9 protein-coding genes are annotated in these 11,347 nt (G+C 67.4%); 1 reads left to right on the top strand and 8 read right to left on the bottom strand.

The genetic code is table 11. From position 1 onward, the window contains the following. The 7 genes from AC1D2L_RS20665 to rimP all read right to left on the bottom strand — a co-directional run. Window positions 1–1,521: HAMP domain-containing protein (locus AC1D2L_RS20665; protein ID WP_476847779.1), on the bottom strand; the 1,521-nt coding region annotated here is incomplete at its 3' end. 145 nt (window positions 1,522–1,666) lie between these two features. Further along, window positions 1,667–2,659, bottom strand: coding sequence for a tRNA pseudouridine(55) synthase TruB (truB, locus tag AC1D2L_RS20660; RefSeq protein WP_476847778.1), 993 nt, complete (start codon window positions 2,657–2,659; stop codon window positions 1,667–1,669). After that, window positions 2,652–3,080 carry a 30S ribosome-binding factor RbfA gene (gene rbfA, locus AC1D2L_RS20655; RefSeq protein ID WP_476847777.1) on the bottom strand — a complete coding sequence of 143 codons (429 nt, stop codon included), beginning with the start codon at window positions 3,078–3,080 and terminating at the stop codon, window positions 2,652–2,654. The genes truB and rbfA overlap by 8 nt, the downstream gene beginning before the upstream one ends. A gap of 158 nt (window positions 3,081–3,238) precedes the next feature. Further along, complete coding sequence (gene infB / locus AC1D2L_RS20650) at window positions 3,239–6,100, bottom strand: translation initiation factor IF-2 (protein ID WP_476847776.1); 2,862 nt, start codon at window positions 6,098–6,100, stop codon at window positions 3,239–3,241. Beyond that, a complete protein-coding gene (locus AC1D2L_RS20645; protein WP_476847775.1) occupies window positions 6,100–6,840 on the bottom strand; it encodes an RNA-binding protein in 741 nt (246 codons plus the stop codon). Before AC1D2L_RS20645 ends, infB begins: the two co-directional genes overlap by 1 nt. Window positions 6,841–6,848: 8 nt before the next feature. Further along, on the bottom strand, window positions 6,849–8,456 hold the full coding sequence (nusA, locus tag AC1D2L_RS20640) for a transcription termination factor NusA (RefSeq protein WP_476847774.1): 1,608 nt from the start codon (window positions 8,454–8,456) through the stop codon (window positions 6,849–6,851). Between the two features lie 5 nt (window positions 8,457–8,461). Continuing rightward, complete coding sequence (rimP, locus tag AC1D2L_RS20635; RefSeq protein ID WP_476847773.1) at window positions 8,462–9,166, bottom strand: ribosome maturation factor RimP; 705 nt, start codon at window positions 9,164–9,166, stop codon at window positions 8,462–8,464. Window positions 9,167–9,478: 312 nt separating this feature from the next. On the opposite strand from rimP, the gene AC1D2L_RS20630 reads away from it, so the two are divergent. Further along, window positions 9,479–10,567 (top strand): DUF2336 domain-containing protein, encoded by a 1,089-nt coding sequence (locus tag AC1D2L_RS20630; protein WP_476847772.1) that lies wholly within the window; start codon window positions 9,479–9,481, stop codon window positions 10,565–10,567. Here the strand turns inward: AC1D2L_RS20630 and trmB are convergent. After that, window positions 10,542–11,234: a tRNA (guanine(46)-N(7))-methyltransferase TrmB gene (gene trmB / locus AC1D2L_RS20625; RefSeq protein ID WP_476847771.1), complete on the bottom strand. Its 693-nt coding sequence runs from the start codon at window positions 11,232–11,234 to the stop codon at window positions 10,542–10,544. The genes AC1D2L_RS20630 and trmB overlap by 26 nt on opposite strands. Between the last annotated feature and the right edge of the window lie 113 nt (window positions 11,235–11,347).

The raw sequence follows: 11,347 nt of genomic DNA, 5'->3' as shown, positions 1-11,347 counted from the left end.
CTGGGAGAGCCGCTCGACGGTGTCGTTGATGGCGCCCTTGAGTTCGGCAAATTTTCCGCGATAGGCGGTGTCGATGCGGGTGGTCAGGTCGCCACCTGCGATCGCCTGCAGGGCCTGCGAGAACTCGCTGGTGGCGCTGTCGACAACCCCGTTGATCTCGTTGATGCCCTCGACAAGCTCCTTCAGCGGCCCTTCGATCGCACCGGCATCGGCAGCCTGCGAGAAGTCGCCGGCGCGAGCCGCGTTGACGATGATGCCGACCTCGCGGACCAGCGCTTGAATCTCGGCGGCCTGCTCGGCCTCCGCGCGCAGGCCGATCTCGCGGTCATGCCGCGACACTTCCAGCTCGCCGGCATTGCGACGATAGGTTTCGAGCCCGCCGCTCAGCGCACCGATTTCGTCCTGGCAGGGCGCGAGCGGGATTTCCTTTGAGAAATCGCCCGACTGCATTGCCACCAGCGCAGCGTTCAGCGAGACCAGCGGCGTCGCGATCCGGCGCTGCACGCCACGCCAGCTCAAGCCGCATAGGACCAGGAGCGCCGCGAGCAGCCCGCCCATCGCCAGGAGCTTGGTCCAGGCCCAGCTCAGCTGACGGGCGTTGAAGGCTTCCATCTGGTCCAGCGCCTCGACGACGGTCGCAACGATCTGCGTGAAGGGCGCATTGCATTGCTGCGTCCAGTCCTCGGCCCCGATCACGGCGCCCGATCCCTGCCCGAGCTTGCCGACCAGCGCGTCCATGCGCGTATTGGCGGCCTGCACCTCGGTCACCATCACGCCGACCTTGCGGGAGAGTTCAGCCGGCACGCCGCTGCGCGCAGTCAGCTGTTGGAGCTGGGCGATGCCGGCATTGCTGGCCCCGCGCAGTTCGCCGAGAGACCGCAGCTGTGCGGGCTCCAACGCCTTGCCGGAGCCGAGTGCGGGGCGCAGCAGCGAGCATTGCGTGCCGTAGCTCGAGCGCACGCGCCACCCCGCGGATTTGAAGCTCTGGAGGTCGGCCAGCGCGGGATCGGCCAGTCGGACCGCGTTGGAGGTCGCATCGGAAGCCTTGACGATCGCGCCCTCGATCTCGCCGACGCCGTTGTACCAGGGCATGGTCGCAGCCAGGCTGCGCTGGGCCTTTGGTTTGCTGGCCTCGGCCACCATCTGCGGCAGCTTCGCGCGGGTCTGTGCCTCGCGCTCGAGGATGCCCTCGGCCAGCGTGGCGCGCTCGACGAGATCGGTCGCGCGCAGACGGGCGACCATGGCCGCTATCTCGGCCGTGCTGGCCTTGTCGATCGCCTCGATGACAGGCAGCGGGTTGTCGGTCGCCTGGATGCTCGTCTGGGCCTGCCCCCGGTTGGTGCGGATGAGATTTCCGGTCAGCAGGAGCGCGCGGTCTGCGCTGATCAGGGTCGACAGCCGGGAGTTCGTGCGGACATCCGTCAGCGCATCCTGCGCCAGATAGGTCAACGCACCCACGCCCGGGATACAGATGCAGGCCATCGTCGCCAGCAGGTAGCGCTTGATCGAAGTCGAGAACATGGTCGCTGATCGCCCTGGAAATCTGATCGGCCGATGCGACGGCCGTCCGCGATCGGTGAGCGGCATCGCGCCGCTTACCGATGGTCAGATACTGGGTCAGCAATGATAAAATTCGTCCTAACGGCCTAGGCCGCCAGGCCGCACGCTAGAGGTTGAAAACCCTGTGCGGCACGAACTCGCCGTTCTCGATCGATCCGGTGGCGATCAGTACGCCGCCGGCGGTCGCATAGACGGCGCCGGCCTGGATTGGGGCATCGCGCCCGCGCAGCAGCACGCTCTGGCCGCGCTTGAGACGCAGGGCCGCATCGCGATGCATCACGATCTCCGGGATCAGCGAGAGGGCGGTCTCGACCGGCAGCAGCGCCGCGGCCGCAGCCTCGGGGCTCTCCCTCAGGGCATCGACGCTGGCGGCTTCCGTCACCGAGAAGGGGCCGACCCGGGTGCGACGGAGATGCGCGACGTGACCGAGGCAGCCCAGCGCCACGCCGAGATCGCGCGCGATCGCCCGGACATAGGTGCCCTTGCCGCATTCGGCCTCGAAGGTCGTCGTATCGGTCGTATGCGAGACGATGCGCAGCGCGTCGATTTCGACGGGACGCGCTTCGAGCACGACGTCCTCGCCCTCGCGGGCCAGGTCATAGGCGCGCTCGCCGGCGATCTTGATCGCGGAGAACTTCGGCGGGACCTGGCTGATCGTGCCGGTGAAGCGCGGCAGCAGGGCTGCGATGGCCGCCTCGTCGGGACGCGCCTCGGAGGTCGCGATGACCTTTCCCTCGGTATCGTCGGTGTTGGTCTGGGTGCCCCAGGCGACGGTGAACTGGTAGGCCTTCCGTCCGTCCATGACGAAGGGAACGGTCTTGGTCGCTTCGCCAAGGGCGATCGGCAACAGGCCCGACGCCAGCGGGTCGAGTGTCCCGGCATGGCCGGCCTTCTTGGCGGAAAAGGCGCGCTTCACCACCGCGACCGCATGTGTCGAGGTCATGCCGACCGGCTTGTCGAGCACGATCCAGCCATGCACATCGCGCTTCTTGGGCCGAGGCGCAAAGCTGCGGCCCTGCTCCTGGATCGCGTCCTGGGGAGCTTCGCCGCCGTCCTGGACGATCTCGACTTCGCTTTCGGATAGGGTCGCGTCACTCATCGCTCTCACCCTCCTGCTGGATGCGCAGGGGCTGCTTCAGGATATCCTGGCGCACCTTGTCCGAGTAGAGCAGCGCGTCGACGCGCTCGGCCTCGGCAAAGCTCTGGTCGGCGAGGAAGCGGATGTCGGGTGCGTATTTCGCGTTGACGCGATGGGCGATCTCGCCGCGGATATAGCGCTTGTGGTCGGTCAGCGCCTTCAGCACCGGCTTCACGTCACCGCCGCCGAGCGGCATGATGTAGCAGGTCGCGAGCTTGAGATCGGTCGAGAGCCGCACTTCGGGGACGGTGACGACGTGCTTTGCAAGCACCTCGTCATGGATGTCGCCACGGGAGAGCATTTCGGCCAGCGCGTGGCGGATCAATTCCGCGATCCGCAATTGCCGCTGCGACGGGCCGGAGGATTTTGCAGGTTTTGCCATGATTCTCGTCTCTCCGGGATCGGACCGGATCAAACGCCACGGTCGGGCATGACCCGACCATCTCCTGAAAGATGAGGCGCTGGACGCGCTCTTATCGTCACGAGATGGCCGGGCGCGAGCCCGGCCATGACGCGCTGCCTATGGGAAAGCGAAACGCCTTACAGCGTGCGCTTGATCTCTTCGACGCGGTAGCACTCGATGACGTCTCCAGGGCGCATGTCCTGGTAGTTCTCGAAGGACATGCCGCATTCCTGGCCCGCCACGACTTCCTTGGCGTCGTCCTTGAAGCGCTTGAGCTGGGAAAGCTTGCCTTCGTGAACCACGACGTTGTCGCGGATCAGGCGGACATTCGCGCCGCGCTCGATCGTGCCGTCGGTGACGCGGCAACCGGCGATCTTGCCGACCTTCGAAACCGCGAAGATCTCGAGGATCTGCGCGTTGCCAAGCATGGTCTCGCGCAGGGTCGGAGCCAGCAGGCCCGACATCGCCGCCTTCACGTCATCCACGAGGTTGTAGATGATGTTGTAGTAGCGGATTTCGACGCCGGCCCGTTCGGCCGCTTCACGCGCTTCCTTATGGGCACGCACGTTGAAGCCGATCACGGCAGCACCAGAAGCCTGGGCCAGCGTGATGTCGGATTCGGTGATGGCGCCGACGCCCGACTGCAGCACGCGGGCGCGCACCTCGTCATTGCCGACCTTTTCCAGCGTGCCGACGATGGCTTCCACGGAGCCCTGCACGTCACCCTTGATGACGAGCGGGAATTCCTTGCGGCCAGCGCCTTCCTTGAGATCGCGCATCATCTCGGCGAGCGAGCGACCGCCACCCGAGGCACCGCCGCGTGCGGCGACACGATCGCGACGCTGACGCTCGCGGTAGTCGGTGACTTCGCGGGCACGTGCCTCCGACTCGACAACCGCAACGCGGTCGCCGGCCTCGGGTGTGCCGTTGAAGCCGAGCACCTCGACCGGCATGGAGGGCGGAGCCTCCTTGATCTGGGCGCCGGTGTCGGCGATCAGCGCGCGGACGCGGCCCCATTCGGCGCCGGCCACGACGATGTCGCCGGTGCGCAGCGTGCCGCGCTGGACCAGAACCGTCGCCACCGGGCCACGGCCGCGGTCGAGCTTGGCTTCGATCACGGTGCCTTCGGCCGGGCGCTCCGGATTGGCCTTGAGGTCGAGCAGTTCGGCCTGCAGAGCAATCGCCTCGAGCAGCTTGTCGAGATTCATGCGGGTCTTGGCCGACACCTCGATCTCCAGCGTCTCGCCGCCGAGCGACTCGACCTGGATCTCGTATTGCAGCAGCTCGGAGCGCACCCGGTCGGGGTTCGCATCGGGCTTGTCGATCTTGTTGATCGCCACGATCAGCGGCACGCCGGCCGCCTTGGCGTGATTGATGGCTTCCACCGTCTGCGGCATGACGCCGTCATCGGCGGCAACCACGAGCACGACGACGTCCGTCACCTTGGCGCCGCGAGCACGCATCGCCGTGAAGGCGGCATGGCCGGGGGTGTCGATGAATGTCACCTTCGCGCCGTTCGGGGTCGTGACCTGATAGGCGCCGATATGCTGGGTGATGCCGCCGGCTTCGCCCGACACGACATGCGTCTGGCGGATGGCGTCGAGCAGCGAGGTCTTGCCGTGGTCGACATGGCCCATGATGGTCACGACGGCCGGACGTGCCTCGAGCATCTCGTCGGTATCGGGCGTGTCGAACAGGCCCTCCTCGACGTCGGACTCGGCGACGCGCTTGACGGTGTGTCCCATCTCCTCGGCGACAAGCTGGGCGGTGTCGGCGTCGATCACATCGGTGATCTTGTGCATCGCGCCCTGCTTCATCAGCAGGCGGATGACATCGACGCCGCGCTCCGACATGCGGTTCGCGAGTTCCTGGATGGTGATCGTCTCGGGGATGATCACCTCGCGCATCACGCGCTCCTTGGCGACGTCCGAGGCGCGGTGCCCGGTCATGCGCTGGACGCGGCGACGGAAGGCCGCGACCGAACGTGTCCGCTCGTCATCGCCACCCGTGGCGGTGGAGAGCGTCAGGCGGCCGCGCGGCTTCTCGCCGACCTTGGGTGTCTTGGGAGCCGGAGCGGGCGCGCCACGCGGCGGGCCGCCGGCACCACCGCCGGGACGGCGGAAAGCGGGCCTTGCCTCGCCGTCGTCGGGACGGGTGCGGGGCGTGGCGGTAGAGGGAGCCTGGCGCGTCGGGCGGATGACGGCGGGCTCGGCCGGAGCCGTGGTATCGACCGGACGCGGCGGACGCGGCGTGTCGAGACGCGGCGGACGCGAGTCCAGGCGCGGCGGACGGGCGCCGACGTCGCGCATCGGCGAGCGTGGTGCGAAATCGGGACGCGGGCCCGACGATGCGGGACGCGGGGCCGGCGAATGGCTCGGTGCGGGTGCCGACGGCGCAGTCGTCGCTGCGGGTGCAGACGACTGGGCGGGCGCTGCGGCGGGCGCGGCCTGCTGCACGGGGCGGGGAGCCTGGGGCTGCTCGTCCATGCGCTGGCGTGCAGCGCTTTCGGCGCGGCGCTTGCGCTCGTCTTCCTGGCGGCGGCGCTCTTCTTCCTCGCGCTGGCGGGCAAGGGCGGCTTCGCGTTCGCGGCGCTCCTGCTCGGCGGCGAGGGCACGCTGGCGCGCATCTTCCTCGGCGGCGCGACGGGCTTCCGTCTCGCGCTGGCGGGCGTCGGAGAGGACGCGCGAACGGGCGTCCTTCTCGTCATCCGAGAGGGTGCGCAGCAACATGCCGCCGGCGGGACGGGGTGCCGGGGTCGGAACCGGGGGCGCCTGCCGCGGCGCGGCCTGCTGCACCACTGGCTGCGGCGCGCGGGCAACCGGCGCCTGCGGGGAGTCGGGTCCTGCTACGCGCCGCTTGACCTCGACGACGACCTGCTTCGAACGCCCATGCGAAAAACTCTGCCGAACAGTGCTCTGTTCGACAGGACGCTTCAGCGTCAGGGTCTTCGGGGGGCTGACCGTCAAGGTCTTGTCGCCCGGGGTCTTGGTATCGCTCATTATGCTTTCGGTCCTACCGCTTTCGGCCCTGCCGCTTCGGTCGTCAGTTCGTCTACTTCGTCGGGGTCGCCTGGATGATCCAGTTCGATCGCACCGGCGTCGTCTGTCCTGTATCGGACGAGTCGACGCCAGCGGGAGAGGACACCCTCGACCGCCGGTCCCGGAGCAAGCGCCGCATGTATCACATGTGGACGCCCTAACGCCAATTCCAAATCGGCCGCCGCGAAAATTGCGACAACCGGGATTTTGCGCGGCTTCAGTCCGGCCGTTTCGCGGGCCAATTCCGCCCGCCGCAGGGCCTGGCCGATCTTGCGGCGGCCGTCTTCGGCCCCATCACTTGCTTCGAGTACCGCCTTGCAGCGACCGGCCTCGGCGACCGCCTCGACCTTCGAGAAGCCGCTCTGCACCAGCCCGGCCTTGTTGGCCATGGCGAGCGCCTGGAGGGTGTCCCGCAGCATCAAGCCATCCACCATAGCAACCAGATCAGGCGGAACCGTGACCTTCGCCTTGAGCGAACGCTCAAACGATTTGCGCTTGATCGCCTCGGCGACCGTCTTGGCGCTCAGGCTCGTCCAGACGCCGCGACCCGGCAGCTTGCGCCGGATGTCGGGCGTCAGGACACCGTCGGGGCCGACGACGAAGCGGATCAATTCGTCAGCGGGCTTGACCTCCCGGCTGACGACGCAACTGCGCTCGGGGCCGGCCTTGCGGATTTCCTGCCTGGCGGCCGCCCGTTCCATGATCTCGCTCAGGCCTCGGCCGCCTCGCCTTCGGCTTCCGCGTCCCCTTCGGGCGCGGGCTCCTCGGCCGGAGCCTCGATCCAGCCGGCCTTGACGCGCGCGGCCATGATCATGGCCTCGGCATCCTGGCGCGACAGGTCGAAGCCGTCGAGATAGCCGGCATGGCGGGTGGATTCGCCGTCCTTGCGCTCGGTCCAGCCGACCAGGTCGTCGGTGGCGCAGCCTGCGAGGTCGTCGACGCTCTTCACGTCGTTCTCGCCGAGCGAGACCATCATCGCCGTGGTGATGCCCTCGACCTCGCGCAGATTGTCCTCGACGCCCAGCGCCAGGCGCTTTTCGTCGAGCTCTGCCTCGATGCCGGCGAGATATTCCTGCGCGCGCGACTGGATCTCGCCGCCGGTGTCCTCGTCAAAGCCTTCGATCGAGGCAAGCTCGGAGGGGTCGACATAGGCGACCTCCTCGACCGTGCGGAAACCTTCCGAGGCGAGCAACTGGCCGACGGTCTCGTCGACGTTCAGGGCGTTCATGAAGATGTCGGTGCGCGCCACGAATTCCTTCTGGCGACGCTCGGATTCCTCGGCCTCGGTCAGGATGTCGATATCCCAGCCGGTGAGCTGCGATGCGAGGCGCACGTTCTGTCCGCGACGGCCGATGGCGAGCGAGAGCTGCTCGTCGGGCACCACGACCTCGATCTTGTCGGCTTCCTCGTCGAGCACGACCTTGGCGACCTCAGCCGGCTGCAGCGCGTTGACGACGAAGGTCGCCACGTCGGGCGACCACGGGATGATGTCGATCTTCTCGCCCTGGAGCTCGCCGACCACGGCCTGCACGCGCGAGCCGCGCATGCCGACGCAGGCGCCGACCGGATCGATCGAGGAATCGCGCGAGATCACGGCGATCTTGGCGCGCGAACCCGGATCGCGGGCGACAGCCTTGACCTCGACGATCCCGTCATAGATCTCGGGCACTTCCTGGCCGAACAGCTTGGCCATGAACTGCGGATGCGTGCGCGACAGGAAGATCTGCGGGCCGCGCGGCTCGCGGCGCACGTCGTAGACATAGGCGCGGGCGCGGTCGCCGACCTTGAAGGTCTCGCGCGGGATCATCTCGTCGCGACGGATGATGGCTTCTCCACGGCCGAGATCGACGAAGACATTGCCGTATTCGACGCGCTTGACCGCGCCATTGACGATCTCGCCGATGCGATCCTTGTATTCGTCATACTGGCGGTCGCGCTCGGCCTCGCGCACCTTCTGCACGATGACCTGCTTGGCCGACTGCGCCGCGATGCGGCCGAAATCGAAGGGCGGCAGCGGATCGGCGATCACGTCGCCAACCTGCGCTGCCGGATTATGGCGCTTGGCCTCGTCGACGGTGATCTCGGTGGCGCCGTTCTCGACGAGCTCGACGACCTGGAGATGGCGAGCGAGCCGGAGTTCGCCGGTCTTGGTGTTGATCTCGGCGTGGACGTCGGTCTCTATGCCGTAGCGCGAGCGTGCCGCCTTGGCGATGGCATCCTGCATGGCATCGACGACGATCTGGCGATCGATCGACTTTTCGCGGGCAACCGCATCGGCGATCTGCAGCAGTTCGAGCCTGTTGGCGCTGACGACCATGACGCTCACTCCTCTTCGTTCGTGTCTTGCGGATCGGGTCCGCGCTTCTTGTCCGTGCCGGGCTTTTTGTCCGGGCGAGGTCCGAGAGACTTGCCGTGGCCCTTCTTCGGGGTCGCGATCTCATCGGCGGAGGGCATTTCCGGCGGCAGGCCTGCCTTGCCGCGGCGCAGCGATTCGGTGACCAGCGCGTCGGTCAACACGAGGCGTGCATCGGCGATCATCTTCATCGGGATCGCGACGTCGCGCTCTTCCTCGGACTTGGCGTCGTCGCGGGAGAGCAGGGCGTTTTCGCCCTCGACACCGCGCAGGATGCCCCGGAAGCGCTTGCGGCCGGCGACCACCTGCTCGGTATCGATCTTGGCAAGATGCCCGGCCCAGCGCTCGAAATCGCTGGCACGCACGAGCGGGCGGTCGATGCCGGGCGAGGAGATCTCGAGGTGATAGGCGGCCTGGACGGGGTCGTCGACATCGAGCGCCGGCGAGACCGCCTGGCTGACCGCTTCGCAGCCTTCGACGTTCATCGTGCCGTCCGGCCGCTCGGCCATGATCTGCACGGTGCAGCCGTTCTGGGCGCTGATGCGCACGCGCACCAGGCGGTAGCCGAGATCGGCGATGGCCGGTTCGACGATCGCGGCGACACGCGCGGCGACGCCGGTCTCGACCACGAGGCGGGGTTCTGGATGGTCCATGTTTGCTGTCGGCTCGTTCATGCCCGGGCTGCCGGCTCCAACATTGTCGGGAGCATGATGCCGCTGGCTGTCAGGGCCTGTCATGCTCCAGCCCTGGCGGGGCTGCGGCCAATAAAAAAGAGCGGGCCGGTGGGCCCGCTCTTGATCATCGGCTGATACCGAAACCAGAGCTGTTGGCCTCTATTTAGTCTGGCTTGCCCGCGCATGCAAGGTCTCGATGCGCAAGGTCACGATACGGGCTGGCGCCGGCATATCTTTTTGCACTCCCGCTAACCCGATGGTCATTCTTGTCAGCCATAGGTTTCCGCGACGGCGTTGTGTGAGGATTGCGGGATGAGTTCGGTCAGTTCGCTTTTGCGCGACCTCGAAGCCACTGTGCAGCGCGGCTCTGCCGATGACCGTGTCCAGATCCTGTCGCGCCTGACAGATCTGTTCCTTTCGACCGCCGCAGGGATGGATGACGACCAGGTCTCGATCTTCGACGTCGTGATCGGCCGGCTGTCGCGCGCCATCGAAGTCCGTGCACGCATCGAACTGTCCGAGCGACTGGCCCCGATCCCCAATGCGCCCAGCGGCGTGGTGCGCCAGCTCGCGCTCGACGATATCGGCGTCGCCCGCCCGGTCCTGGTCGGCTCCAAGCGCCTGAGCGACCAGGATCTCGTGGCGATCTCGGCCGCCAAGGGCCGCGATCACATGCTCGCCATCACCGAGCGGCCCGATCTCGGCGAGCCCGTCACCGATTTCCTGATCCTGCGGGGCGGCCGCGTCGTCACCCATGCGGTCGCGGCCAACCAGACCGCTCGCTTCTCGCGCCATGGCATGGGCGTGCTGGTGATGCGCGCCGTCCAGGACGACGCGCTGCAGGCGACGTTGGGATCGCGCCGCGACATTCCGCCCGAACTCGTCGACCAACTGATGTCGGCTGCCAAGAATTCCGCCAGGCGTCGTCTGGCGGCGAGCCTCGAGCCCTCGATGGCTGGCGCGGTGGACAGCGCGGTCGAGAAAGGCGCTCATGCGGTGGCTGCCGACGCCGAGATGCAGGAAGGTCTCGGCAAGGTCAGCGCAGCGCTGATCGAGGTCAACCGCCTGCACGATGCTGGCCTGCTCGACGAAGCCAAGCTCGCCGAATACGCTGATTCAGGCTCGAGCGAATATGCCATCTGCGCCGTGGCGGTGCTGGCCCAGCTCGGCCTGCCTGCGACGGAACAGATCGTTCTGGGAGCCGATCGCGATGCGGTGCTGCTCGCGGGGCGCGGCATGGGCTGGTCCTGGGAGACGACGCGGGCCCTGATCGGCCTGCGCAAGGACCACGGCAAATCGGACGCCGCCATCGAACGCGCTCGTCAGAGCTTCCGCAATCTCAACGTCACCACGGCCCAGCGCGTGCTTGGCTTCCTCAGGATGCGCGACGCACAGCCGTGAGATAGCTCGGCACGCGGCCGGCGGCGACAGCCTTGGCCTCGTAGCGCGTCCTGATCCAGCCGGGATAGGGTTTGCGCCAGTCGTCGGCGGCCTCGTCGGTCCAGTCGAAATCCGGCGACTGCAGCAGGCGCGACAAGGTCCAGCCGACATAATCGTCGATATCGCTGGCGAAGCGGAAGCGACCGCCCGGCCTCAGGGTCCGCGCGAACAGGGCGAGCGTCCGCTCCGAGACGAAGCGACGCTTGCGCTGGCGGCGCTTTGGCCAGGGATCGGGGTAAAGCAGGTCGATCGCATCGAGCGAGCCCGCGGGCAACCGCGGCAGCATCAGCGCGGCATCGGCATCCCAGAGCCGGATGTTCTTCAGTCCCTCGCGCTCGATCACCGCCAGGAATTTTGCCATGCCGTTGATGAACGGCTCGACGCCGATGAAACCGATATCGGGGCTTTCGCGCATGCGGTGCAGCAGATGCTCGCCGCCGCCGAAGCCGATCTCCAGCCGAACCGCCGTCACGGGCTGCGGGAACAGCGCATGGAGATCCGCGATCGCGCCATCGGGCAGGCGCAGTCGCGGCAGCGTGCCCTCGATTTGCGCGCTCTGGCCCTCGCGCAACGCTTTGCCCTTGCGCCGCCCGAAAAAGGCGCGGTCGGGATCGTAGTCATGTGTCATGCGGATCGTTCTCGTGGCCTGACCAACCTGGATTGGGCTGCTCTCTAGAGCATTTTCGAGCCAAGTGGGTACCGGCAAAAGAAAAAGGGCCAGAGCGATGCGCTCCGGCCCGA

The sequence above is a fragment of the Allobosea sp. P1_B10 genome (assembly GCF_056406735.1).
This window is presented reverse-complemented; position numbering and strand designations above follow the sequence as displayed.

What these genes read in the sequence shown, in the direction of transcription:
- truB (WP_476847778.1), bottom strand. Translation starts at nt 2,659, where the DNA reads ATGAGTGACGCGACCCTATCCGAAAGCGAAGTCGAGATCGTCCAGGAC.
- infB (WP_476847776.1), bottom strand. Translation starts at nt 6,100, where the DNA reads ATGAGCGATACCAAGACCCCGGGCGACAAGACCTTGACGGTCAGCCCC.
- AC1D2L_RS20645 (WP_476847775.1), bottom strand. Translation starts at nt 6,840, where the DNA reads ATGGAACGGGCGGCCGCCAGGCAGGAAATCCGCAAGGCCGGCCCCGAG.
- AC1D2L_RS20630 (WP_476847772.1), top strand. Translation starts at nt 9,479, where the DNA reads ATGAGTTCGGTCAGTTCGCTTTTGCGCGACCTCGAAGCCACTGTGCAG.
- trmB (WP_476847771.1), bottom strand. Translation starts at nt 11,234, where the DNA reads ATGACACATGACTACGATCCCGACCGCGCCTTTTTCGGGCGGCGCAAG.
- nusA (WP_476847774.1), bottom strand. Translation starts at nt 8,456, where the DNA reads ATGGTCGTCAGCGCCAACAGGCTCGAACTGCTGCAGATCGCCGATGCG.
- rimP (WP_476847773.1), bottom strand. Translation starts at nt 9,166, where the DNA reads ATGAACGAGCCGACAGCAAACATGGACCATCCAGAACCCCGCCTCGTG.
- rbfA (WP_476847777.1), bottom strand. Translation starts at nt 3,080, where the DNA reads ATGGCAAAACCTGCAAAATCCTCCGGCCCGTCGCAGCGGCAATTGCGG.